Source organism: Enorma phocaeensis, from assembly GCF_016901575.1.
In the GTDB taxonomy this organism is placed as follows: Bacteria; Actinomycetota; Coriobacteriia; order Coriobacteriales; family Coriobacteriaceae; genus Limicola; species Limicola phocaeensis_A.
The window spans coordinates 12,393-34,789 of sequence record NZ_JACJKQ010000021.1; the positions used below are offsets into that span (position 1 = coordinate 12,393).

Genomic DNA, 22,397 nt, shown 5'->3' on the forward strand with positions numbered 1-22,397 from the left:
TGCGCCACGCCGTTACGCATCGAGCCAGACCGCGTCCACGGGCTTATCCCGGTCGTACACGCACTCGTCCTTCTCGCCAATCTCGCGCAGCACGCGACAGGGATTGCCCACCGCGACCACCCCCGCAGGCACGTCGCGCGTGACCACGCTGCCCGCGCCAACCACGGACCCCTCGCCCACCGTCACGCCCGGAAGCACCACGCAGCACGCGCCGAGCCAAGCACCGGCGCAGATACGAACGGACTTGTTGTATTGAAGGCCCCTCGCACGCAGGCGGGGCGAGATGGGGTGCGTTCCCGTGCAGATGGTCACGTTGGGGCCGATCATGACGTTGTCCTCAATGAAGATATCAGCATCGTCCACCAGCGTGAGGCCCATGTTAGCGTAGACGTTGCTACCCAGGTGCAGGTTCGCCCCGCCCCAATTGGCGTGGAAGGGCGGCTCGATCATGCAGTTCTCGCCCACCTCGGCGAGCAGCTGGGTGAGAAGCGCGTCACGCTCCGCGGAGCTGCTGAAGGGCAGGGCGTTGTAGGCGTCCAGCACATCGCGGCGACGCTCCTGCTCGGCAAAGAGCTCCGGGCTGTTGCAGGCGTAGAGCCGCCTGTCCGCCATGCGCCGCCGGACCTCATCGAGACTCATCGGACCACCTGCTCCCGCTCAGCAATCAAATCGGGCAGTCCTACCCCGACTTCCAGCGGCTCGTCCTGCTGTCCGACTACTACGAGATGAGCCTCGACGAGCTCGTGAGGGGCGTCGACGTGGGCGACGTGCGCGCCCTCAACGAGTCCGAGAAGCAGATCTCCTCGATCTACTCCGACGTCGAGCGGGGCAAGAAGGCGGCGCTCAGGGCCTGGCGGGCATTTCTGGTCGTCGGGAGTGTCATCCTGGTACTTTTTGCCCTGGTGGTGGCCTACGGGGTTCTCAGCGGGGGCCTCTTCGTGAGGTAGGGCAACGTCGCTCCGCCAGTTCACAAGCGAGACCAAGACGAGGTTCGTAGAGGTTGTCACAGAGACAGCCACCGGGTCTGTGCGCACCAATGACCGGACGCCGAGAGCATAGCCTCGGCCGAGCTTCCTTTACTTTCGTTTAGCTGGGCTCAGCCGATTATCGGTGAGCCCATGCTATCTTCCTCTTACCATACAGTTATAGGCTATATTCAGCCGATTATTGTATACTCATTACAAGAGAGGAGACAGCATGAAGCTCATGGAAGCTCAACGTCGCTTTGCCCAACTTGAGCACGTCAAGAATGCGTATCGCTCTCGCGACATCGGACTTCTGCTCGAAGAACGGGGAGAGAAGCTCAGGAGCACCATCAGGCGTCTGACGGACGTCCGCATCATCGAGCGCGTGGCACGTGACCTGTATTGGCACCGCACCACCGCATCGACTCGATACCGGCCTGTCGAAGAAATTGCAGCGCTGCTTCGCATTGGCAGCACCTGCTATGTGGGGATGGAAAGCGCCGCATCACACTGGGGAATCATCTCGCAAATTCCCGTAGACCGACTCACGGTTGTGACGTCTGGACGGGAGGGCCTCTTCCCCACCCCGTTCGGCACCATCGAGTTCATCCACACTGCCGCCGATGCGCTTGAAATCATGACGAACACGGTCGACGTCCCCGATAGCCCCCTGCGCCTGGCCACAAAGCGCTACACCGTCACCGGTCTCAAACGCGCTCGGCGCTCTCTTGACCTTATTGACGAAAAGGAGCTGGCGGATGAATAGAGATACGTTTCCTGCATTCGCGCGCGAAGTCGCGCGGCGACACCGGCTTGAAGCCATGCTCCCCGTCGTAGAGAAGGAGCTTCTCCATTACGACATCCTTGCCGCCCTCGACACCTCGGGGTGGCTGGACCGACTCGTGTTCCAAGGTGGCACCTGTCTAAGGCTGTGCTACGGAGGCGTGAGGTATAGCGAGGACCTTGATTTCACAACCCCAGAAAAGCTGAGCGAAGTTGATCTCGCTGGATTTGCCGATGCACTGTCACGCGCGCTTGACGCGCAATACCATCTTGGCGTACGCGTCAAGGAGCCGACATCAATCAAGGCGTTCGACGGGGACGGTATGCTGAAACGCTGGCAAATCATCGTGAACACCGCCCCTGAGCGACCCGATCTCCCCTCTCAGAGAATTAAAATCGAAATCGCGCACATTCCCTCCTACGATGTCGTGCCACGCCTCCTATCCATCAACTATCCCGAGCTACCCAAATCGTTCGCCAACATGCTCATACGCTGCGAGAGCACCGACGAGATTCTTGCCGACAAGCTCATCTCGTTCGCCAACGCGACACACACGCCTCGCTATCGCGACCTGTGGGACATTCCTTGGATTATCGGGGCTTGTGGATGGCGCGCCGTTGAGGTCGCAAGCATGGTGAGACGCAAGCATGGAGACTACGGATGCGTGCCGCAGCTACTGGAGCTTCTGGAGTCTGGGCGCGCGCGATCCATCGAACTGGCGGCATCGGAGGAGTTTGTCCGCCAGATGCAGCGGTTTGTCCCGCACAACTCTTTCGAAACCACGCTTGGCCGCAAGGGATACGCAGAGGCATTGGCGGCCCGTATCGAGGAGACATATGCCGTCACGATACGCGAGATTCAATCGTAAAGAATAACTATAGGCGACCGGGAGCGGGCAGCCGGCGACGACCCGCCCCCTCACCTTCAAGTGGCCCGCCGCGAGGGAGACGGCGCGGTCGAGCCTCGACGATGGGCGGGCGGTGGTGAGGTGTGGGCTATTACCTACTCTTATTCGGGCTGGGTGCTAACAACCCCGGCGTTGTCTCCTGAGGATGGGTGGCGCTTTCCCTCTCTTTCCAATTGCCTTGTCACATTCCATCTTCTTCCGTGTGTAATAGGTGGGAGGGAAAGCAGCTGCGACCCCGAGGTATCCGACGAACCATGAGAGGAGGCCGCCTATGACAGGCTCGAAAAACGCGCCCGACCGCGACCCCGAGCGGCTCGTGCGCGACTACGCCGACCTCGTCCTGCGCGTGTGCTACACCTACCTGCGCTTGACGGCCGACGCCGAGGACGTCTGCCAGGACACGCTCGTGAAGCTCATCTGCCGCGACGAGCCGTTCCGCGACCCCGGCCACGAGCGCGCCTGGGTCATACGCGTGGCGGCCAACGCCTGCAGGAACCTGCTGCGCGACCGCGGCGCTCACCCGGCAGTGGGGCTCGACGACGTGCCGGAGCCGGCGGCGGCGCAGGCGCCCGGCGAGGACGCGCTCCGGAGGCGCGACGACCGCGTGCTCGCCGCCGTCATGGCGCTCCCGCTGCCGCAGCGCGAGGCGGTCTACCTGCACTACTACGAGGGCTATCCCACGCGCGAGGTCGCGCGGATCGTCGGCGCCACCGACGACGCCGTGCGCCAGCGCCTGAGCCGCGCCCGCGCGAGCCTCAGAGACGACCTGAAGGGAGACTACGATGACTTCCCCGCTTGATTCCTACACCCGCTCGATGGATGGCCTGCACTTCTCCGACGAGGCCAAGGCCCGCATGGCCGAGGGCCTGCGTGCCGCCGCTGCCGCAAAGGGCGCCGAGAAGAACGTTCAGCCCAAAGCCCCCGCGGAGGTCCTGATCATGTCTGAGCGCCGTCCCGGTCGTCGCCGCACCCGCCGCTGGGCGCGCGTCGCCGCCGGGCTCGCCCTGGCCCTCGTGCTGGGCGGGGGTGGCACCGTCGCCGTGGCGGCGGGCGTGCTTCCCAACCCGGCCGACGTGCTCTCCGACGTCTTCGGCGGCGCGCCGGCCCAGACCGAGCTCCTGAACGAGGTGGGCCGGCCGATCGGCGCGAGCGCGACCTCGAACGGCGTCACCGTGACGGCCGAGGCCGTGGTGGGCGACCGGTCGAACCTCACCGTCGTGTACGACGTCGAGTTCGACGACCCCTCCGCGCTCGAGGGGATCGAGCCCGGCGAGGACGGCACGCTGCCGCTCGTGGCCGAGGCCACCCGCTACGTCGACGGCGTCAACGGCGGGGGCGGAGGGTCCTGGTTCTTCGACGCCGACCCGGGCGACGGAACCATCCAGTACGCCGAGACCATGGGCTTCACCACCTGGAACGGCGCCGGCATCATCGGGCGCACCATGCGCTTCTGGATGAGCGAAATCAGGGCCTACGATGCCGAGGGTGGGTACACGACCCTGGTGACCGGCAACTGGAGCCTCAAGTTCGAGATGAACTACGCCGACACGACCGTCGACCTCCCGGCCGGCCAGGAAACTACCTGGCAGGGCGCGGACATCACAATTGACGCCGTGACGGTGTCCTCCGTCGGCGTCACGGTCGACTACACGATCGAGCGCCAGATCGGCGACCTCGGCCCCTCGGGTAGGCTGAGCGACGAGGCGCAGGCCAAGCAGGACGCGGTCCTAGGCCTCCCCGTCACCGTGACCTTCGCGGACGGCACCACGTTCGACGCGGCCAACGCCAACACGCACGCGGAGGAGCAGAATGACGGCACGAGCGCCGTCACCAAGACGGTGACCTACGACCGCATCATCGCCGCGGGTGACATCTTAAGCGTGATCGTAGGCGACGTGGAGATTCCCGTGAGCGCCGCATAAGGATGCGACAACCGGAACACGAGAGGGGCGCGCCGCTGCGGCTCGCCCCTTTCTTGCGGCCATTCTCATTCCGCTCTCCGCAGCCCCATCCGGGGCTGCTCCTACTCCCCGTGCGCCACGCACTCGATGCGCATGGCGGCGTAGGCGGCGGCGACGCGGGCGTAGCGCGCTGGGTCGTACCCGATGCGGTCGATCTCGGCGACGTCGTGCGCGTCCTTCTCGCGCCCGCTCGCGACCTTGGCAGCGCGGACGGACTCGAGCGTAGCGCAGCCGACGGCCGCGCCGGTTGGCAGTGCGCGCTCCTCAAAGAGGTCGCCCTCCTCGACGCCGGGGACGACAGCCTCGAGCAGGGCGTCAAAGCCGTCGGTCGCCGCGACCGCAGCGTTGCGCTGGCGGAGGTCATTTCCCTCGAGGAGGAACGGGCAGAAGCTCACGAGCACTCCGTCGACGATCGCGTGGGCGCCGAAGTCGCCACGGCCCCCGTTGCATCCCAGGTTGAGCGAGTCGAGCGCGGGGTCGTACAGGCCCTCCGCGTCGAGCCAGGAGCGCACGGCCGGCATGTCGCCCAGGCGCACCGAGACGTCCGCGTCGCCGTGGGGCCTCCCGGAGTCGCGCCCGGAGGCAACCCAGGGCACGAGGCCTCCCTGTAGGTAGGCCCTCCCAGCGAGGCCGGGGGCGGTCAGCACCCGCAGGGCGGCCGCGCGCGCCTGCTCGAAGGGGGCTCCCCCGCGGGCGCCCTCGTCACGCCCGCCGAGCGGCAGCGCCATCACGGCCTCCCCGTCGTCGCCGGAGACCTCCCGAAAGCCGAGCCGCTCGTAGAGTCGCACTGCGCGGTTGGAGCGCTGCACCGAGAGCGCCAGCACGGGGTGGCCGAGCTCTGAGCACCGCTCGATGAGGGAGGAGAGCAGGGCGGTCCCCAACCCGCGGCCGCGATGGCCCGGCAGGACGGAGACGGCGAGCTCCGGCACGCCGTCCCCCGCGAAGCCGTAGCCGCGCATGAGGCGCGCCCAGGCGGCCCCCACGACCTCGCCGCCCTCCTCGGCGCAGACGGCAACGTCGCCGGCTCGGCCGAAGCCCTCGACGTAGACGCGCAGCACCGGGCCGGCGGTCACAGAGCGCGGCGGGCGCGGCTCGCCCGGCTCGGTGTGGATCGCCTGGTACAGGAACTCGTCCAGCAGTCCGTACTCACCGGGCAGCATCTCCCTGATTCTCGACATAACTGTCCCTCCATCCGATAGCGAAAGCGTCGGGCGTCATCGGCTAGAGGTCTGTCGTCATGCGTGCCTCCTCAGGAGGGGACATCTGGGACGATTCTACCCGCGGCGAGGCCCACGGACGCACGGGGACGAGCGGGCGCCCCGCGGGAGGCTCCCGCGGGGCGCCCGACGGCATTATCGATTCCGGCGGGGCCACGCCTACCCGCGGCGGTACCTCCGCCCAATCGCCCAGAACGCGAGGAGCGAGATCGCGCCGCCCGAAACGGCAATCCAGCCGCGCGGCGAGGCGAGGCCGCCCGTCGCGGCACCGAGGGCAATGGCTCCCACGACCCAGAGCGCCGGCAAGATGGCCGCCGTCCACGCCGGGCGGGCGTAACGGCCCAGCATCCGTGCCGCCACCAGCGCCGCGATAACGCCAACCGCCGCCGCGAGTCCGATGAACCCCCGCATATCGAGCATCAGGTCGCTCAGCACGAGCACGCCGATGCCCACGGCGAGCCCCACGAACACCTGGAGCACCAACCGCATGACGTTGGCAGAGGCGCTCTCCTGGGCCGCCTCCGCAGGGTCGCCGGATGCCGCGCCCAGAAGCTCAGCCGCGCTCTTAGCCTCCCGGCCCTCCCCGCCGCGCCGCGCGACAAGGGCGACCACGGCGGACGCCAGCACCAGCGCCGCCAACAGCAGGCGCAGCACCGGCTCCAGGTACGCGCGCCCCACCACCGCCGTGATGGCGAGCACGGCGATGACGGCGACCTCCACCGCCCCCAGCGCCATCGCGAAGGCCCTCGTCCGCTGCTCGTTCTTCTCGACCATCTCACGCATCTCGTCCACGTCCCCTCTCACCATCTCGTCGATCGTGGTGCCGAAGAGGTTCGCGAGGAGGAGCATGCTCTGGACGTCGGGCAGGGTCCTGCCGGTCTCCCAGTGCGAGATCGTGACGCGGCTCACGTAGAGCCTCTGCGCGAGCTCGTCCTGGGAGAGCCCGAGCCGCTGCCTGCGCTCCCTGATCTGGTTGCCGATGTCCATGCGCGCTTCCTCAACTCTCGCTGCCTCTCCTGCAACCCCAACGTAGCCGAGGGGCGTCCAGGGTGCAGTATAAAGTGCTTTACAGGTCATCTGAGCTGCGGAGCAAGGTCTTCCGTCGAAGCAGCGCCACCAGAGATCGAGGGCGGTTCGCCCGGGAGGACGGGCGCGACGCCGGGGAGGGGCCACCGTGGGGACTTCTCGCGGCGGCCCTCGGCGTCACTCGCCCCAGCCGGGGCCCGGGAGACCGCGGCGGGCGACCGCGCGGAGGGCTGCCAGGCCGGCGAACGCGCAGGCGGCGGGGGCGGCGAGGTTGATCGCGACCGACGCCGCGGGCCCGAGGGTGCCCGCAGCCGTCACCGAGAGGAATCCGAGGCCGAGCGAGGCGAGGGCCCCGCCGAGCGCCCCGACCATCATGGGCAGGCCGCGCTTGACGACCTCGGCGGGCGTGGTCCAGGAGAGGTTGGGCCGCGAGGCGTCGATCGCGAGCGCGACCGAGGCGAAGCCCGTGAGCATCCCGACGGCCGCCACGACGCACTGAAGCACCAGGAGCGGCGCGGTGCCGCGCGCCAGCAATGCGACGGCGGAGACCGCAACCGCCGCCCCGCCGAGCACGAGGTTGGCGAGGAGCTTGGAGCCGAGCACCGTCCCCGCGCCCACCGGCGCCGTGAGCATGAGCCAGCTCGCGCGCGCCTCGAGCGAGACCGCGGGTCCCGCCGTGAGCGACATAGCGCCGCAGAACCCGAAGACCCACGGCAGCGCCGCGTCGATTTGGGCGCGCATCGCCGCAACAGCCTGGACGTCGAGTTGCACGCCGTCGACGACCCCGGAAGTGAGGAGCGCGTCCGCGCCGAAGAGGGCGATCGCGCCCGCGGCCACGACCATGAGGATGAGCCCCGCGCAGCTGTTCAGCGCGTAGAAGGGCATGGAGCCGATGCGGCGAAGCTCCTTGACCGTGAGGGCGCGAAGCGGGGTCACGGCGCCGCGGGAGGTTGCGGCGGGGCGCGCACGGCGGCGGGGTCCGGAGGTCGCCACGGCGTTCGCGTGCGGATAGCGTGCCGCGAGGGCCAGCGTCACGACCACGGGGAGCGCAAGCGAAAGCGCAGCAAAGGCGAGAAGACCCGCGAGGGACCCCTCCCGGACCGCAGCGGCCGCCCAAGCCGCCGGCGGGTAGGCGGATGTCACGGCCGCTGAGAGCGCGCCCGCCACGTCGCCCATCACCACGAGGGCCACCGCGTCGTCGACCCCCGACGAGGCTCGGCCGAGGGCGAGCGACCCGGCGACGACGGCCACGACGAACAGCGCCGAGAGGGTGAGCTGGACCGCGCCCGCGTGCCGGAACCTCACGGCGACCGACGTGAGGGCGAGCGAGACGAGCGTGGCCACGGCCGCCGGCGCGAGCGGCGCCAGCACGGAGACGGCCGCAGCGGTGGCGACCGCGGCGGGAGAGGCGGGCGCAGAGGTGAAGTACGCCGCGTACAGCGGCGCCGACAGCAGCGCCGAGAGCGCGACGCCGAAGCCGTAGAGCGGGGCCGTCCGCGCGAGCACCACCGTTCGCACGGGAACGGGCAGCGCCGCCACGAGGTCGTAGTCGCGGCAGCCGAAGACCGTGCCCGGTGCCTTGACAAACACGAGCGCCACCGCGGCGAGCGAGCCCGCAAGCGCGGCGAGCGCCGGAATCGCCCCGGCCGCGCCCACGGCGACCATGCTGCCCCCGAGCAACCACATGCTGGCCACCGCCATGCCGGCAAGCAAGACAACGAGCGCCGCGGCGCCGAACAGCCGCGCACGGCCCCTCCCGCCCCGGAAGCCGAGGCCGTAGAGGAGCGAACGCGCCTGCAGCGAGAGCAGCGGGACGAGGGCACGCCCGCGAGAGTGAGAAGTCATCGCAATCACCTCGTCCTTCTCGCCACGACGAAGTCGTTCTTCTCGTCCACGAGCTCGAGGAACACGTCCTCGAGCGAGGCCGAGCCGCGCACCTCGTCGGTCGGGCCGGAGGCGACGAGCTCGCCGCGGCGGATCACGGCGACGGTGTCGCAGAGCTTCTCCACCACCTCGAGAACGTGCGACGAGAAGAACACCGCGCCGCCGGAGTCGGCGCGCTCGCGCAGGATAGCCTTGAGCTCGTGGGAGGCCGAGGGGTCGAGGCCCACGAACGGCTCGTCCAGCACGAGGAGCGCCGGGTCGTGCAGGAGCGCGCCTGTGAGCACGAGCTTCTGGCGCATGCCGTGGGAGTATGCGGAGACGGGGTCGCCGAGCGCATCCGAGAGCTCCAGGCGCCCCGCGAGCTCGCCCGCGCGCCGCCAGCGCTCCTCCGTGCCCACGCCGAAGACGTCCGCGATCAGGTCCAGGTACTGTATGCCGGTGAGGAAGTCGTAGACGTCGGGGTTGTCCGGCACGTAGGCCATGAGGCGCTTGGCGGCCACGGGCTCGCGCCAGACGTCCGTGCCGCACACGCGGACCTCTCCTGAGGTGGGCGGCTGCGCGCCCACCACCGAGCGGATGAGCGTGGTCTTGCCGGCGCCGTTGTGGCCGATGAAGCCGCATATCTCTCCGGGGGCGACCGAGAGCGAGAGGTCGCGCACGGCCACCTTGCCCCGGTACTCCTTCCGATAGTGGCTCACGTCGAGGACGGGTGCCTTCATGGGTGCCTCCTGATTCGTACGTTTGTTATCTCTGCTATAGGTCAGCTATAACAATTGGCGGCATACTACCACTCTTGTGGACCATTTGCTATAGTTCACATAGAACAATTTCCGGGAACGGGAGCCCCATGGTCATCACGGTCGACAAGCTGTCGGACGCGCCGCTCTACCTGCAGCTGCGCGACTCGGTCATAGCCGGCATCGCCGCCGGCGAGCTGCGTCCCGGCGACGCCCTGCCCTCCGTGCGCTCGCTCGCCGAGGACCTGGGCATCAACCTGCACACCGTCAACAAGGCCTATGCGACGCTGCGCGACGAGGGCTACGTCATCATGCTCGGCCGGCGCGGCGCCTACGTTGCCGACGCACCGGCCGACCCCGCCGCCGGCATGGGCGAGGCCGCCCTCGAGGCGTCCCTCGCCAAGCTCGCCACCGAGTTCAAGGCGAGCGGCGGCACGCGCGAGGCGTTCCTCGCCGCCGCGGGGCGCGCCGCACAGGATCTGGACTAGGGAGCGAACATGTCCCCTGATCTCATATCGCTCGTCACCAGCGCGTCAATGGCGCTCGTCACCCTCCTCTCCGGCTGCCTCATCGCTGCGACGCCCTGGCTCACCCGCGGGCGTGAGGCCTTCGCGGTGAGCGTGCCCGAGACCGCGCAGGCGGACCCCCGCATCCGCCGCATGCGCCGTGCCTACCTCGCCTGCACCCTCGCGGTCTCGGCCGCGTCCGCCGTCGCCGCCTTGACGCTCTGGTCCGCGAACCCGCTCGCAATGGCGGCGGTCGTGTGCGCGCCGGTGGCGGCGGGCTTCCTGCTCATGCTCGCCTTCCGCGCCCGCGTGATGGCGATCAAGCGCTCGGAGGGATGGGGGACGCGCAGCGCGCGGCTCTCCACCGTCGCCGGCGCGGCCGAGGCGAACGCGCCCCGTCCGCTCCCCCTCGCCTGGGACCTCCTGTATCTGCCCGTGATCCTGGCAACGCTCGCCCTCTCGCTCGCCCTCTACCCCGCGATGCCCGACCCCGTGCCCGTGCACTTCGACGCCGCGGGCGTGGCCGACGGCTACATGGCCAAGGGCTGGCAGGTCATCGCCATGCCGACTGCCGTCCAGGCGTTCATGGCGCTCTGCCTCACCGCGTCGCACTGGCAGATCCTGAGGAGCCGCAGGCCGTCCTCGCCCGAGCATCCCGTTGCCTCCGCCATCGCCTACGGCATGTTCGCCCGGGCCCAGAGCGCGACGCTCCTCGTCACGGGCATCGTGATAACCGTGTCGATCGCGATCATGCCGCTCGCCTTCGCCGGCGTCGTCACCTCGGACCAATCCTTTGTTGCGCTCATCGTCATCATCATCGCCGCGATACTCCCCAACCTCGCCGTCTCGCTCGTCTACGGTCAGGCGGGGTCACGCCTCCTGCGGCGCATGACGGCGTCGAGCGTGCTCGACTACGACGACGACGAGCGCTGGCGCCTCGGCCTCTTCTACGTCAACCGCGAGGACCCATCCGTCGTGGTGCCCCGGCGCTTCGGCATCGGCTGGGCCATGAACTGGGGCAACCCCAAGTCATGGGGCCTCGCCGCCCTCCTCGTTGCCGCGATCGCGGCGTTCGTCGTGCTCGTCGAGGTCTTGTTCAGGTAGGGCGGGCAGCGAGCGTGCCCTGAGCGCGAGCCAGAAGCAGGGGGCAGCGACGAGCGTCATGAAACCCAGAGCCGAACCCACGCCATGAAACACCGCCGATAGGCAGCCCTCCCCTCGCCTTCAGATGGCCCGCCTACTCCCCGTGGGCCACGCAGTCGATGCGCATGGGCTCATGGGAGGCGGACACACGGGCGTAGCGCGCGGGGTCGCAGCCAATGCGGTCGACGACATGGGCTGGCAGCACCAGCATGCGGCGCACGTCAGGACACTCGCTGAGAACGGGTTCACTCAGAGCATGTCGAGGAAGGGCGACTGCCTGGACAGCGGGGCGACCGAGCAGATCTTCAGCCATATGAGGGACGAGTTCTTCCGCGGCCACGGCGCGCAGGTGATACATGATGTGCCGCAAGGCTGATTCTAGGCCCCAATATATCCAGTTTGTTGGATAGATTTGCCAATCTGCAGATATCCATCTAGATAATTGGATAGAATTGGGATGTTTCCTTAGATTATCCATTTAGTTGGACAGATTGGACTCGCTCATGACAAACCAGCCAGTCATCGTCCCGCGCCCCCAGGCAACCGAATGGCTTCTCCGCTGGAAGGACCGTGACGTCATCAAAGTGGTGACCGGCCTGAGACGCTGCGGTAAGTCAACCGCGCTCAAACTGGCCCAGCGAGCCCTTGTCGAATCCGGCGTGAACGAGGAGTCAATCGTCTCGGTTGATCTTGAGCGCCTGGGCTTTGCCGCCCCCGCCACGCCGCAGGAGCTCTACGATTACGTCGTCGCCCGCATCAGCGCCCCGAGCTGCTACGTGTTTATCGACGAGCCTCAGCGCGTCAAGGGCTTTGAGCGAGCAGTCGACGCGCTGTACGCGCGCGAAGACTGCGACGTCTACGTCACCGGATCGAACTCCGATCTGCTCTCGAGCGAGCTTGCCACGCTGCTCACCGGCCGTTATGTTGAGCTCCGACTCCTGCCGCTCTCGTTCGCGGAGTATCGTGGCGCCCGCGCCGCCTTTGCGGACGGCGCGGACGATACCGAGCTGCTCAACCGCTATCTCTCGCTGGGGGGCATGCCGTACGCCTCCCTCTTGCCTACCGAGGACGTGTCCGAGTACCTTGACGGCGTACTCAACACCGTCCTCGTCAAAGACGTGGCGACACGGCACCCCCGCATCAGCATGCCAGTCCTGCGCGCGCTTCTCGCCTTTCTCGCCGATAACGTGGGGAATCGCTTCTCACTCAAAACGGTCGCGGACACGCTGACGGCCAACGGCTCAAAAGTCTCCCCAACCACCGTCAGCGAGTACCTCAACGCGCTCATGGAGTGCTACCTCATCTTCAAGGCCGACCCCTATGACGCCAAGGGTCGGCGCCTGTTGCAGCAGGGGGGCAAGTACTACCTCGGCGACCTTGGCTTCAGACATCTGCTGCTCGGACACGACGGAAGCGACCTCGGACATCGCGTGGAAAACGTCGTGTATCTAGAGCTGCTGCGGCGCTATCACACGGTACGCGTAGGGCGTGTGGGAGATCTGGAGATCGACTTCGTTGCCGAGCGAGAGGGCAAGCCGCATTACTATCAGGTCGCGCTGTCCGTACTGGACGAGGCGACGCTGCGTCGCGAGCTGCGTCCGCTCGAGCTGCTGGGGGACGCCTATCCCAAGACGTTGCTCACCCTGGACCGCATCGGCGCGACGGACCATAACGGCATTGAGCAGCGCAGCCTCGTTGATTGGCTGCTGGAATAAGTTGGGAGGGCGCTCCCCGGCAGCAGCGCCGCAGCGTTCGTGCGAGACGTGTACCAGCGCAGACTCGTGAATCTTGAGACGCGAGCGAAGTTGAGCGCACGGTCGGTCTACGCGCGGCAGACATCCGCACCCGAAGAGAGCCGTTCCGCGCCCGCATCAAACCAACAGTAGCTTTACGCCGACGCCATATTCCCATTTTTCTCCCGCGCAGTACGTGGGGAGCAATTTCAGACGAGCCTCTTCTAGATTCTAGGATTCCTGCCCAAACTAGCGTGTCCGCCATCCGATACGGCCAGCTCCGTTTGCGCCGCCACCGTTGTCCGCGAATCCCCTTGCGCGCACGGGTATACGGAGAGAAACGACCACCGGGAGGGCCCATGCCAAGCCAGCTCACCAAGCGCGCGCTCGAGGAGTCGCTCAAGCGCCTCCTGCTCGAGAAGCCCCTGAGCAAGATCACCATCGCCGACATCACGAGCGACTGCGGCATCAGCCGCATGACGTTCTACTACCATTTCCAGGACATCTACGACCTGGTCGAATGGGCGTGCGAGGAGGACGCCGCGCGGGCCATAGCCGGCAACAAGACCGCGGGCACCTGGCAGACCGGCCTTCTTGACACGTTTCTCTCCCTTCGCGAAAACAAGCCCTTCATCGCGAGCATTTATCACGACATGAGCCGCGAACAGGTTGAACGCTTTCTCGTCCCCGTGGTGAGCGACCTGGTGAAAAGCGTGGTGGACGAGCACGCGGAGAGAAGGCACGTGCGCGAGCAGGACAGGGACTTCATCGCGCTCTTCTTCGCCCACGCCCTCATCGGGACGGTGCTGGACTGGATCGCCCGAGACATGCGTGACGACCCACAGCAGCTGGTGCAGCGGGTGGCCACCGTCGCAGACGGCGCCATCGAGACCGCGCTCGACCGACTCGAGGTCCCCGGCGGCTACGTCGCCGGGAGCGAGGGCAGCGTGCCGGAGGGACCCGCAGCGCCTTAGAGGTCGCGGGGAACTCCGCCCGCTCTTCTCACCCGCCCTTCTCGCCCATCTGTACAATCCGGCCGCATTGATAAGAAACCGTACAGAGGCACGGCACTGTCTATGGTGCGCCGCCCATCGCGGCTCCACCATGGAACGAGACGCACGGGACACGCCCGATGCGCACGTTAGAAAGGTGCTGCCATGTACTATTCAAGCGGCAACTACGAAGCATTTGCTCGTCCTAAGAAACCCGCGGGCATCGATCACAAGAGCGCCTACATTGTGGGCACGGGCCTCGCTGCGCTCTCCGCGGCGTGCTACCTCGTCCGCGACGCCCAGATGCCGGGCAAGAACATCCACATCTTCGAGAAGGACGACGTGGCGGGAGGCGCATGCGACGGCCTCGACATCCCCGGCCTTGGCTACGTCATGCGCGGCGGTCGCGAGATGGACAACCACTTCGAGGTGATGTGGGACCTCTTCCGCTCCATCCCCTCCATCGAGACCCCCGGGGTCTCCGTTTTGGACGAGTATTACTGGCTCAACAAGGAGGACCCCAACTACTCGCTCTGCCGCGCGACAAAGAACCGCGGGCAGGACGCGGGATGCGACGGGAAGTTTGGCCTCTCGGACAGGGCGGCCATGGAGATCATGGAGCTCTTCTTCACGCCCGACGAGAAGCTCTACGACCGACCCATCACCGACTTCTTTGACGACGAGGTACTCTCCTCAAACTTCTGGATGTACTGGCGCACCATGTTCGCGTTCGAGAACTGGCACTCCGCGCTCGAGATGAAGCTCTACATCAAGCGCTACATCCATCACGTCGCCGGGCTGCCGGACTTCTCGGCCCTGCGCTTCACCAGGTACAACCAGTACGAGTCGATGATCTTGCCCCTCGTCGAGTACCTCAAGGCCGCAGGCGTGCAGTTCCACTTCAACACGAAGGTCGAGGACGTCAGGTTCTCCATCGGAGGCGGCGCGGGCCCGGTGCGTCCGCGCACCGGCACCGGTCAGGACACCATCCAGCGCATCCAGCAGGAGGCCTTCCCGCGCAACCCCTACAGCTCGCCCGCGAAGAAGGTGGCGACGCGCATCGTGCTGAGCCGGACGGCGGCAGGCGACGGGGCCGAGGCCGGCGCGACCACGGTCATCGACCTCACCGAGAACGACCTCGTCTTCATCACCAACGGCGGCTGCGTAGAAAACTCCACCATGGGCGCGCAGGACAGGCCCGCCGCATGGAAGCCCGAGCTCGCCCCGGGCGGCGGCTGGGATATGTGGCGCCGCATCGCGGAACAGGACCCCAGCTTCGGCCATCCCGACACCTTCTGCGGCAACCCCGAGAAGACCAAGTGGATGAGCGCTACGGTGACGACCCTCGACGGCGAGATCCCGCCCTACATCCAGGCGATCTGCAAGCGCGACCCCTTCAGCGGCCGCGTGGTCACCGGCGGCATCGTGACCTGCACCGACTCAAACTGGCTCCTAAGCTGGACGCTCAACCGCCAGCAGCAGTTCCGCGACCAGCCCAAAAACGAGCTCTGCGTGTGGGTGTACGGCCTCTTCCCTAACGAGCCCGGCAACTACGTGAAAAAGCCCATGTGCGACTGCACCGGCGAGGAGATCTGCCAGGAGTGGCTCTATCACATGGGCGTTCCTGAGGAACGCATCGCCGAGCTCGCCGCGAACCATGCCAACACGGTGCCCGTCATGATGCCCTACATCACGGCGTTCTTCATGCCGCGGGCCGCGGGCGACCGCCCCGACGTGGTGCCCGACGGCGCGGTCAACTTTGCCTTTATCGGCCAGTTTGCCGAGACACCGCGCGACACCATCTTCACCACCGAGTACTCCATGCGCACGGGCATGGAGGCCGTCTACACGCTCTGCGACGTCGACCGCGGCGTGCCCGAGGTATGGGGAAGCGTCTTTGACGTGCGCGACCTGCTCATGGCGAGCGTGAAGCTGCGCGACGGCAAGTCGATCACCGACATGAGGCTCGGCCTCGTCGAGCGGTTCGCGCTCAAGGAGGCGCTCAAGAAGGTCAAGGGGACGGACATCGAGAAGGTCCTGAGGGAGTTCGAGGCGATTCCGTAGGGACGGGCGCCGCAAGTCAAGATCCGCAACAGCCGCCACATATGCCCCGCCGCGACCGCCAACGTCCTTGCTGCGGTCACGGCGGGGACGTCGCGTTCCGGTTGACCAGTCGCGCTCAAAGTCAACCGCTGCTCCTTTGATTCCACCGGAGTTTGATTCCATACTGGAAGCGAAAGCCGGCATCCATCCGTTCACCGCAAAGAAAGGACAGCCATGCGCGAAACGATCAACATCGGACGCACCATCGCGCGAGAGCGGCGCCGTGCCGGCATAACCCAAGAAGCCCTGGCAGAGCATCTCGGCGTCTCGAAGGCAGCCGTGTCCAAATGGGAGCTCGGGCAAAGCCTGCCGGACATGAGCCTTCTGCCGCGCATCGCCGCATACTTCTCGCTCACGATGGTGGCATCGCTCGAGCGCGTCGTTTCCTAGGCCCGCTTGGCGCCCGATTCACAACGAAACCGTTGGTGAAATCCAGCCTCCAACATGTCCGGCTCGGGCGTTCCGGCAACCCCCGCCCTTAGGGGCGCGTCATGCCCATGACGCGATAGAGGTCCTCGAAGCCAAGCCCCTTGTGGTCCCGACGGCGATACCACGTCGCATAGGTATTCCAGTCTGGCGCGAGGACATGGTTGCAGAGCAGGATCCACAGGGGGATGAAGGGGATGAAGAGCAGCCCGGCAAACGAGAGCCAGACGATAACCCTGAGCTCCGTATCCATGGGAAGCGGAAGCGCCAAGATAGCAACTAGGGCGAGCACGGCAATCACCGCATAGGCGATCATTCCGCGAATCTGCAGCCTCTTCGCCTTTTCATAACCAGAGAGAATGCGTCCGAGCAGCTGGGCGTGGCCATGACTGAAGGTCCGGAGCGCGTAGGCAAGCATCTCGTTTCGCTCCGCGGCCGAGGCGGCAACCCCCGCCGCAGTCGCCATCTCTGAGAAACCGTCGGGCGCGCGCAGCTCGGCATCGGACGCCCACTCGTAGAAATCGTGGTCCATATGCGCCCCTCCAAACCTGAGATGTTGACGCTCGCCAGCGGTGGCAAAGCGGGTCCATTCTATCATGGGTCCAGCTCGGCCTTCTGCCGCAGGGACGGGCCCGACGGAGCGCCCGAGGAGGTGCCCCCCGGTATTAGAATCCCTGTTCCCCAATGAGCCAACGGGCCAGATCGAGCACCCTGATGCCGTCAATCGTGTAGTCGTCGTGTCGTGTCCTCGCGATAAGAACCTTGGGGTAGGCATCTCGTATCGCACGCAGAGGAGCGAGCTCGCGCTCGAGCGTCTCGGGTGCGTCTACGTTATCGCTCACCTGAATGTAGACGCCTGCCCCCTCCACGGAGCGGAGTCGCTCGAGGTACGATGCGCGCTCGACCCAAGGCATACGAGTTCCAATCTCACCGGTTTCGAAACAACCATAATATTAAAGTTTCGAAACCGCTGACGCAGCGTCTCGCACGATAGAGGCGGTCGACGAGGAGGGCAACTAATTGCAGCACCTCATCTACCGCACAGTGCCGCAATTCATAGTGCGGGACTGCGGTGGTAACCCTTGCAGCGGTGATGACCTCCGGCATCGGAGCGGGGCCCATCGTCACGGCTCTCGTCGGGTCGAACTTCTCGGGATTGGACGGCGCCGCGCTGGCGAGCGCGTGCCTCGCATACTAGAAACGTCTATGCCGAAAGCAACATGGCAAGACCCATTATTTCTGCAGGTAGACCTGGCAATTGGCTTGCGAATACCACACGAAATCACAACAACGACATGAACGAAAAGACACGAGAAAAAACGAGGGGGACCGCTCTCGGCCTCCCTCGCGAAGAGCCTCAACTATTCCCACTCGCGATCAAATCGCTCCTTTCCATGGCCTCTCGTCCACATGATGTAACGGTCGTCTCCCCATTCTCACCGGAATCAGGTGATTTCAGGGCACCCAAGTTGAACTCAAAAATGAACTCAACACCTCTATCGGTCGGCGGCTTCCGAGCAGCTTGCATCCCCCGAGGAGAGCAGGCGCCTCCGGCATGACCGATACCTGCTAGATGCGCACAACATAGCCGTCCTTGCGCGGGGCGGCCGCGCCCTCGGGCCCAGCGGCGTATCCCAAGGCGATCGCACCCACGCCGCGCAGCGTCTCGGGCAGGCCCCACTCCCTGAGGAGCGCCTTGCCCTCAGCGCCGTCGAAGATCTCGCGCTCGCGGTGGATCCAGCAGCTGGAGAGCCCCAGGGCGTGCGCCGCGAGCATGAGGTTCTCCAGCACGCAGGAACCGTCCTCAACGAAGGTGCCGCGTCCGCCGTCGGCGAGCACGACCACGATGACCGGGGCGCCATAGTACGGGTCGGTGTCCCTGCCCATGACGGCGGCGTTGAGCCGACGCAGGCGCTCGCGGGTCTCGGGGTTGGTCACCGCCACGATTACCGGAGACTGATGGCCGCCGCCGGTGGGCGCGAAGGTGCCCGCCTCGAGCACCTGATCGAGCAGCTCCTCCGGCACGGGCTCCGCCGTGTATGATCGCACGCTGCGACGCGTCTTGATGAGGTCGATAAGGTCGTTCGCCATGATGTCATGTCCTTTCTCCCGCTGGTGCTGTCTATATAGAAAGGCCGCCCGTCTGCCAGAGGCAGGCGAGCGGCGAAAAGATGACGGTATCCGGAAAAATCCGCTGCGATTTTCGAGACCCATTATGGCCTCGACGTCAGCGCTGTCAAGAGCCGAGGGCGATCCGACCATTCCTGCTTGACATTTTCGAAGAACCCTCGACAATTTAGTCCGTCTAAAAACGTGTGGACTTTTCTGGGCGCAAGCCACCTTTTTGCCACGCAACCGAGCTTCGGTCGCGTGGTTTTTGTTTGCCGGCAATACCCGACAGCATGATCTCCTTTCCGACGGCTCGAACCGTGTAAAACCGATCCCGCGCAAAGCGGGCAGAGGAAGGAGAGGATATGAGAAACGCGATTGACCCACAGGCTCCCCTCACGAGCGCCCCGTCCTCGGGACGACGGCGGACGGTTGCGGCGCTGCAGGTCTTCGCCGGCGGCGCCTGTTATGGCGCGATGGCAACCACGTACAAGCTTGCTTACGCAGCAGGCTTTACCTCCGCGCAGGTGGTGGCGAGCCAGGCGTGGTTCGGCTGCCTGTTCTTCGTACTTGCAACGGCTGTGAAACTGGCGCGCGGCGGGCGCTTGGTTCGCCTTACGGGCACGCAGGCGCTCAAACTCATGGGGCTTGGCGCCCTAACCTGCACCACTTCGATCCTGTACTGCTACGCCATGAGCGTGCTCCCCGCACCCGTAGCGCTCACGCTGCTGTTCCAGTTCACCTGGATGGGACTCATCTGGCAGACCATCATAACGCGGCGGGCGCCCAAGCCCCTCGAGATTGCCTCGGCCGCGGTCATCGTGTTCGGCACCGTGTTCGCAAGCGGCGTCTATAAAACAGGGCTCGCCGGCTACGACCCCGTCGCCCTCGTCTGTGCCCTCGGAGCGGCTGTGACCTGCTCTCTGTTCGTCACGTTTTCCGGCAAGGTCAAGGTGGGCTGCTCCAACGAGCAGCGAGGCGTCATCGTGTGCCTCGGCGCGGGCATCATGTCGCTCACCGTGTGTCCCAACTACCTCGTCTCCGGCGTCGTCTTCCAGGGCATCCTGCCCTTTGCCGCCGTAGCGGGATTCTTCGGCCTCATGTGCCCGGTGCTGCTCTTCGGCCTGGGCTCCCCGCACCTGCCCGCCGGCCTCTCCACCGTCATGGCGGCCGCCGAGCTCCCCGCCGGTCTCTTTATCGCCATGATCGTGCTTGGCGAGCCCCTCGGCGCCGTGGAGTGGCTAGGCGTGGCCGTCATACTCGCTGGCGTGTGCCTTGCGCAAGTGCCCGCGCTGGGAGGAGCCCGCTCACAGAGACCGACGGTATAGCCAAGCCAATGAGACGGCTGCGGATTCGGAGCGACCAGCTGGAGGGAGCAGTCAGCAAGGATAATGGGGTTATTCAATCGGAATGTGACAGGGGCGGGCATCATGGAACTGAGGAAGCTCGATCAGGATTTCTCGGTATGCAAGGTGAAGGACTACTCGCTGGTAGACCTTGGCGCAGAGTACTGCTTCATCGGCAAGACGGATGAAGAGAACTCCCTGGTATGCGCCACGAGCGATGTCCCGCCAAACGTTATTGAGCGCGACGACGGGTGGAAGGGCTTCCGCATCCAGGGGGTGCTGGACTTCTCGCTCATCGGGATACTGACCGGCATCGCGGAGATCCTGGCAGAGAACGGTATCTCGATTTTTGCCATCTCGACCTATAACACCGACTACGTTCTGGTGAAGAAGGAGAGCTACCAGAGGGCGCTGGACATTCTCGGGCGCGCGGGATACGAAATCGTCGAGTGACGGCACCGCCTTTTGCCGGGCAGCGTCTTTGAGGTGCGCCTGCTCCTCACGTAGGAGGACACGGGGGTGTCTCTATATCGTGATGCCCTTTTTGATACGGGGCCACGCGAGCGAGCGGCATGCCTCCGCGCACCGCGTACTCGGCCCAGCCCTGGTAGCGGTCGCCGCCGGAGCCCTGCATGAACTCGGAGAAGGACAACGGCCGTATTCGAACCTCGTCCCCGCGGCCCCGGAACTCCGTCATGACGTCATGCGAGAGGAGCTTCGAGTTGCCCCCCGTCACGCACACGTCGACGTTTCTCATGCACAGAAGCCCGTTGAGTCTGTTGAGGTATTGGTCATGCCCGATTTCCACGCGTACCTCATCTTGGTTTCCAAGTCGGTTCTATTGAGCAGTTTTGCCGTATGCGGCATTTCTTCTCAATAGAAGTGTCTTGTGCCACAGAGACGCCCGGCTCAAAATGCTGTCACGCTAAACACGTCCCGCTCAAATCACTGCATGCCCCATCTCCGGCCCTACGACCATTGCCGCCTCCCCGTAAACAGTCACGCAGACCATCACATTGCTCGGCCTATCCCCACAACCCCATGTTCGGCATCGCGTACAGCGGGACGTTCCTCATCCAACCCTGCTCACGGTATCCCGAGAGGCTGAAGCGGACGGACCTTATTTTCGGATGAGCGCCCTTGAACGCCCGGAGGTTCTTAGCGCGCAGGTTCTCCTTCGCCTTCACCTCGATGGCATAGACGCTGTTCGCGTTCTGCACCAGGAAGTCAATCTCACCCGAGGAGTTCTCGGCCGACCAGTAGTACGGCGTGAGCCCGCAGTCGGAAACGAGCTGCTGGCAGACGTACTGCTCGGTGAGGGAGCCCTTGAACTCCTCGAAGATTTCGTTCCCCCCGATGACCGCCTCCTTGTCGAGCCCGGCCATAGCGCCCAGCAGGCCGACATCCACCAGGAAGAGCTTGAACGCCGTGTCGTCGGCGTAGGGGGCGAGCGGGATTCCGGGCTTCGATATCCTGCGGACGAGAGTCGTGATGCCGGCCTGCGTGAGCCATGTGATGCCGGCTTGGTAGTTTCTCGCCCGCGCCCCCTTGGCGATGTGGCTGAACACGAACTTCTTGTTCTCCCTCCCGAGATGGAACGGGATCGACCGCCACGCCGCGAGCGTGTACTCGGTCTCGGCCCTGCTGAGGTGCTTCGAGACGTCGCGCTCGTAGCCGCGGAGGATCTCGAGCTGCACCTCGCGAGCGTCCTCCAGGAGACCTCGCTCAAGGAAGACGCTCACCGCCTCCGGCATGCCGCCGACGTAGTAGTACTGGCGGAGGAGCGGAATGAGCTTGCTTGAGAAGCTGTTAATAAGGCTGGCATCGCCCGTGTCGACAAGGTCGCAGAGCGTCCGGTTTCCCGTTGCTACAAGAAACTCCCGAAAGCTAAGGGGATAAAGGTCAAGCGTATTCACCTTCCCGACGGGATACCCGCTGCCCTCGTGCACGGTGATGCCCAGAAGCGGGCCGGCTGCCGCCACCGCGTACCCGGGCGCGTCCTCGCAGAAGTACTTGAGGGAGGTGAGCGCCTTGGGGCACGCCTGGATCTCGTCGAGGACGATGAGCGTAGTGCCCTCTGACACCGCCTCCCCCGTCTCGAACTGGATGGCCGCGATGATGCGCGGGATGTCGTAGCCCAGCTCGAACTGCTCGCACATCCTCGGGTTGTCGTCGAGGCTCACGTACGCGACGTTCTCGAACTGCGTCCTGCCGAACTCCCGGAGCAGCCACGTCTTGCCGACCTGGAGCGCGCCGTTGAGAATGAGCGGCTTGCGACGGGGCCCGTCCTTCCAGGCAACGAGCTCGTTCATGAGGAATCGTTCCACGCTGACCCTCACCTGAAATGGCTACGGCCTTATTTTCGCAAGATTTGGCGAAAATAAGGCCTTAGTTTTTCAAAGCAAGTGCAACACCACCGAGTGGTAGACCTCGTGGGGCGTCCGCCAGCCCAGGCGCTCGCGCGGCCTGCGGTTCAGGTCATCATACACCGCCGCGACCTCCTCGTCGCTCACGGCGTCGAGGTCGCAGCCCTTGGGGAAGTACTGGCGCAGCAGCCC

General features: G+C 65.6%; 24 protein-coding genes and 1 pseudogene. 14 read left to right on the top strand and 11 right to left on the bottom strand.

What is annotated here, in order from left to right; genetic code table 11:
- Positions 1-12: 12 nt before the first annotated feature.
- Entirely contained in the window at positions 13-639 is a 627-nt protein-coding gene (locus tag H6A15_RS08990; RefSeq protein ID WP_204673421.1) for a sugar O-acetyltransferase, read from the bottom strand.
- Positions 640-725: 86 nt separating this feature from the next.
- On the opposite strand from H6A15_RS08990, the gene H6A15_RS08995 reads away from it, so the two are divergent.
- The 5 genes from H6A15_RS08995 (at position 726) to H6A15_RS09015 (ending at position 4,578) form a co-directional block, all read left to right on the top strand.
- Positions 726-947, top strand: a complete 222-nt coding sequence (locus H6A15_RS08995) for a hypothetical protein (protein ID WP_204673422.1) — start codon at positions 726-728, stop codon at positions 945-947.
- A gap of 250 nt (positions 948-1,197) precedes the next feature.
- Positions 1,198-1,731: a type IV toxin-antitoxin system AbiEi family antitoxin gene (gene abiEi / locus H6A15_RS09000; protein ID WP_204556135.1), complete on the top strand. Its 534-nt coding sequence runs from the start codon at positions 1,198-1,200 to the stop codon at positions 1,729-1,731.
- Positions 1,724-2,617 carry a nucleotidyl transferase AbiEii/AbiGii toxin family protein gene (locus tag H6A15_RS09005; RefSeq protein WP_204673423.1) on the top strand — a complete coding sequence of 298 codons (894 nt, stop codon included), beginning with the start codon at positions 1,724-1,726 and terminating at the stop codon, positions 2,615-2,617. Before abiEi ends, H6A15_RS09005 begins: the two co-directional genes overlap by 8 nt.
- A 310-nt stretch (positions 2,618-2,927) precedes the next feature.
- Complete coding sequence (locus tag H6A15_RS09010; protein WP_204673424.1) at positions 2,928-3,455, top strand: RNA polymerase sigma factor; 528 nt, start codon at positions 2,928-2,930, stop codon at positions 3,453-3,455.
- On the top strand, positions 3,439-4,578 hold the full coding sequence (locus H6A15_RS09015) for a DUF4179 domain-containing protein (RefSeq protein WP_204673425.1): 1,140 nt from the start codon (positions 3,439-3,441) through the stop codon (positions 4,576-4,578). The genes H6A15_RS09010 and H6A15_RS09015 overlap by 17 nt, the downstream gene beginning before the upstream one ends.
- A 101-nt stretch (positions 4,579-4,679) precedes the next feature.
- Here H6A15_RS09015 and H6A15_RS09020 read toward each other — a convergent pair whose 3' ends face one another.
- The 4 genes from H6A15_RS09020 to H6A15_RS09035 form a co-directional block, all read right to left on the bottom strand.
- A complete protein-coding gene (locus H6A15_RS09020) occupies positions 4,680-5,795 on the bottom strand; it encodes a GNAT family N-acetyltransferase (RefSeq protein ID WP_204673426.1) in 1,116 nt (371 codons plus the stop codon).
- A gap of 198 nt (positions 5,796-5,993) precedes the next feature.
- Entirely contained in the window at positions 5,994-6,821 is an 828-nt protein-coding gene (locus tag H6A15_RS09025; protein ID WP_204673427.1) for a helix-turn-helix transcriptional regulator, read from the bottom strand.
- Between the two features lie 216 nt (positions 6,822-7,037).
- On the bottom strand, positions 7,038-8,705 hold the full coding sequence (locus H6A15_RS09030) for a hypothetical protein (protein WP_204673428.1): 1,668 nt from the start codon (positions 8,703-8,705) through the stop codon (positions 7,038-7,040).
- Between the two features lie 5 nt (positions 8,706-8,710).
- Positions 8,711-9,463, bottom strand: coding sequence for an ABC transporter ATP-binding protein (locus H6A15_RS09035; RefSeq protein ID WP_204673429.1), 753 nt, complete (start codon positions 9,461-9,463; stop codon positions 8,711-8,713).
- A 128-nt stretch (positions 9,464-9,591) separates the two neighbouring features.
- On the opposite strand from H6A15_RS09035, the gene H6A15_RS09040 reads away from it, so the two are divergent.
- The 6 genes from H6A15_RS09040 to H6A15_RS09065 all read left to right on the top strand — a co-directional run bounded on the left by H6A15_RS09040 (position 9,592) and on the right by H6A15_RS09065 (position 16,348).
- Positions 9,592-9,969 (top strand): GntR family transcriptional regulator, encoded by a 378-nt coding sequence (locus H6A15_RS09040; RefSeq protein ID WP_204673430.1) that lies wholly within the window; start codon positions 9,592-9,594, stop codon positions 9,967-9,969.
- A gap of 9 nt (positions 9,970-9,978) precedes the next feature.
- Positions 9,979-11,091, top strand: coding sequence for a DUF1648 domain-containing protein (locus tag H6A15_RS09045; protein WP_204673431.1), 1,113 nt, complete (start codon positions 9,979-9,981; stop codon positions 11,089-11,091).
- A 542-nt stretch (positions 11,092-11,633) separates the two neighbouring features.
- Complete coding sequence (locus H6A15_RS09050) at positions 11,634-12,845, top strand: ATP-binding protein (protein WP_204673432.1); 1,212 nt, start codon at positions 11,634-11,636, stop codon at positions 12,843-12,845.
- A 377-nt stretch (positions 12,846-13,222) separates the two neighbouring features.
- Positions 13,223-13,837, top strand: a complete 615-nt coding sequence (locus H6A15_RS09055) for a TetR/AcrR family transcriptional regulator (protein WP_204673433.1) — start codon at positions 13,223-13,225, stop codon at positions 13,835-13,837.
- A 183-nt stretch (positions 13,838-14,020) separates the two neighbouring features.
- Positions 14,021-15,919 carry an oleate hydratase gene (locus H6A15_RS09060; protein WP_204673434.1) on the top strand — a complete coding sequence of 633 codons (1,899 nt, stop codon included), beginning with the start codon at positions 14,021-14,023 and terminating at the stop codon, positions 15,917-15,919.
- 213 nt (positions 15,920-16,132) lie between these two features.
- The gene (locus H6A15_RS09065; RefSeq protein ID WP_239462484.1) at positions 16,133-16,348 is read left to right on the top strand and encodes a helix-turn-helix domain-containing protein; all 216 of its coding nucleotides are present in this window, start codon (positions 16,133-16,135) and stop codon (positions 16,346-16,348) included.
- A gap of 88 nt (positions 16,349-16,436) precedes the next feature.
- On the opposite strand, the gene H6A15_RS09070 is transcribed toward H6A15_RS09065, so the two are convergent.
- Together H6A15_RS09070 and H6A15_RS09075 are read right to left on the bottom strand one after the other, a co-directional pair.
- A complete protein-coding gene (locus H6A15_RS09070; protein WP_204673435.1) occupies positions 16,437-16,916 on the bottom strand; it encodes a hypothetical protein in 480 nt (159 codons plus the stop codon).
- A gap of 133 nt (positions 16,917-17,049) precedes the next feature.
- Positions 17,050-17,298, bottom strand: a complete 249-nt coding sequence (locus H6A15_RS09075; RefSeq protein ID WP_204673436.1) for a hypothetical protein — start codon at positions 17,296-17,298, stop codon at positions 17,050-17,052.
- A gap of 158 nt (positions 17,299-17,456) precedes the next feature.
- On the opposite strand from H6A15_RS09075, the gene H6A15_RS10585 reads away from it, so the two are divergent.
- The gene (locus H6A15_RS10585; RefSeq protein WP_275060850.1) at positions 17,457-17,582 is read left to right on the top strand and encodes a hypothetical protein; all 126 of its coding nucleotides are present in this window, start codon (positions 17,457-17,459) and stop codon (positions 17,580-17,582) included.
- A 371-nt stretch (positions 17,583-17,953) separates the two neighbouring features.
- Here the strand turns inward: H6A15_RS10585 and H6A15_RS09080 are convergent, their stop codons facing one another.
- The gene (locus tag H6A15_RS09080; protein ID WP_204673437.1) at positions 17,954-18,475 is read right to left on the bottom strand and encodes a nitroreductase; all 522 of its coding nucleotides are present in this window, start codon (positions 18,473-18,475) and stop codon (positions 17,954-17,956) included.
- A 383-nt stretch (positions 18,476-18,858) separates the two neighbouring features.
- Between H6A15_RS09080 and H6A15_RS09085 the strand changes: the two genes are divergently transcribed.
- Together H6A15_RS09085 and H6A15_RS09090 are read left to right on the top strand one after the other, a co-directional pair.
- Complete coding sequence (locus H6A15_RS09085) at positions 18,859-19,821, top strand: DMT family transporter (protein ID WP_204673438.1); 963 nt, start codon at positions 18,859-18,861, stop codon at positions 19,819-19,821.
- Between the two features lie 102 nt (positions 19,822-19,923).
- Positions 19,924-20,292, top strand: a complete 369-nt coding sequence (locus H6A15_RS09090; RefSeq protein WP_204673439.1) for an ACT domain-containing protein — start codon at positions 19,924-19,926, stop codon at positions 20,290-20,292.
- 46 nt (positions 20,293-20,338) lie between these two features.
- Here the strand turns inward: H6A15_RS09090 and H6A15_RS09095 are convergent, their stop codons facing one another.
- From H6A15_RS09095 to H6A15_RS10485, 3 genes and pseudogenes are all read right to left on the bottom strand, one after another.
- The gene (locus tag H6A15_RS09095; RefSeq protein ID WP_342635838.1) at positions 20,339-20,647 is read right to left on the bottom strand and encodes an AAA family ATPase; all 309 of its coding nucleotides are present in this window, start codon (positions 20,645-20,647) and stop codon (positions 20,339-20,341) included.
- A gap of 217 nt (positions 20,648-20,864) precedes the next feature.
- Complete coding sequence (locus H6A15_RS09100) at positions 20,865-22,151, bottom strand: ATP-binding protein (protein ID WP_239462485.1); 1,287 nt, start codon at positions 22,149-22,151, stop codon at positions 20,865-20,867.
- A gap of 84 nt (positions 22,152-22,235) precedes the next feature.
- Positions 22,236-22,397, bottom strand: a pseudogene (locus H6A15_RS10485) (IS30 family transposase); the annotation flags it as partial.

Coding starts and splice junctions, on each gene's coding strand:
- H6A15_RS09055 (WP_204673433.1), top strand. CDS start 13,223: ATGCCAAGCCAGCTCACCAAGCGCGCGCTCGAGGAGTCGCTCAAGCGC.
- H6A15_RS09010 (WP_204673424.1), top strand. CDS start 2,928: ATGACAGGCTCGAAAAACGCGCCCGACCGCGACCCCGAGCGGCTCGTG.
- H6A15_RS09015 (WP_204673425.1), top strand. CDS start 3,439: ATGACTTCCCCGCTTGATTCCTACACCCGCTCGATGGATGGCCTGCAC.
- H6A15_RS09075 (WP_204673436.1), bottom strand. CDS start 17,298: ATGCCTTGGGTCGAGCGCGCATCGTACCTCGAGCGACTCCGCTCCGTG.
- H6A15_RS09080 (WP_204673437.1), bottom strand. CDS start 18,475: ATGGCGAACGACCTTATCGACCTCATCAAGACGCGTCGCAGCGTGCGA.
- H6A15_RS09070 (WP_204673435.1), bottom strand. CDS start 16,916: ATGGACCACGATTTCTACGAGTGGGCGTCCGATGCCGAGCTGCGCGCG.
- H6A15_RS09060 (WP_204673434.1), top strand. CDS start 14,021: ATGTACTATTCAAGCGGCAACTACGAAGCATTTGCTCGTCCTAAGAAA.
- H6A15_RS09005 (WP_204673423.1), top strand. CDS start 1,724: ATGAATAGAGATACGTTTCCTGCATTCGCGCGCGAAGTCGCGCGGCGA.
- H6A15_RS09030 (WP_204673428.1), bottom strand. CDS start 8,705: ATGACTTCTCACTCTCGCGGGCGTGCCCTCGTCCCGCTGCTCTCGCTG.
- H6A15_RS09100 (WP_239462485.1), bottom strand. CDS start 22,151: ATGAACGAGCTCGTTGCCTGGAAGGACGGGCCCCGTCGCAAGCCGCTC.
- H6A15_RS09050 (WP_204673432.1), top strand. CDS start 11,634: ATGACAAACCAGCCAGTCATCGTCCCGCGCCCCCAGGCAACCGAATGG.
- H6A15_RS09090 (WP_204673439.1), top strand. CDS start 19,924: ATGGAACTGAGGAAGCTCGATCAGGATTTCTCGGTATGCAAGGTGAAG.
- H6A15_RS09040 (WP_204673430.1), top strand. CDS start 9,592: ATGGTCATCACGGTCGACAAGCTGTCGGACGCGCCGCTCTACCTGCAG.
- abiEi (WP_204556135.1), top strand. CDS start 1,198: ATGAAGCTCATGGAAGCTCAACGTCGCTTTGCCCAACTTGAGCACGTC.
- H6A15_RS09025 (WP_204673427.1), bottom strand. CDS start 6,821: ATGGACATCGGCAACCAGATCAGGGAGCGCAGGCAGCGGCTCGGGCTC.
- H6A15_RS09085 (WP_204673438.1), top strand. CDS start 18,859: ATGAGAAACGCGATTGACCCACAGGCTCCCCTCACGAGCGCCCCGTCC.
- H6A15_RS09020 (WP_204673426.1), bottom strand. CDS start 5,795: ATGTCGAGAATCAGGGAGATGCTGCCCGGTGAGTACGGACTGCTGGAC.
- H6A15_RS08995 (WP_204673422.1), top strand. CDS start 726: ATGAGCCTCGACGAGCTCGTGAGGGGCGTCGACGTGGGCGACGTGCGC.
- H6A15_RS09045 (WP_204673431.1), top strand. CDS start 9,979: ATGTCCCCTGATCTCATATCGCTCGTCACCAGCGCGTCAATGGCGCTC.
- H6A15_RS08990 (WP_204673421.1), bottom strand. CDS start 639: ATGAGTCTCGATGAGGTCCGGCGGCGCATGGCGGACAGGCGGCTCTAC.
- H6A15_RS09035 (WP_204673429.1), bottom strand. CDS start 9,463: ATGAAGGCACCCGTCCTCGACGTGAGCCACTATCGGAAGGAGTACCGG.
- H6A15_RS09065 (WP_239462484.1), top strand. CDS start 16,133: ATGCGCGAAACGATCAACATCGGACGCACCATCGCGCGAGAGCGGCGC.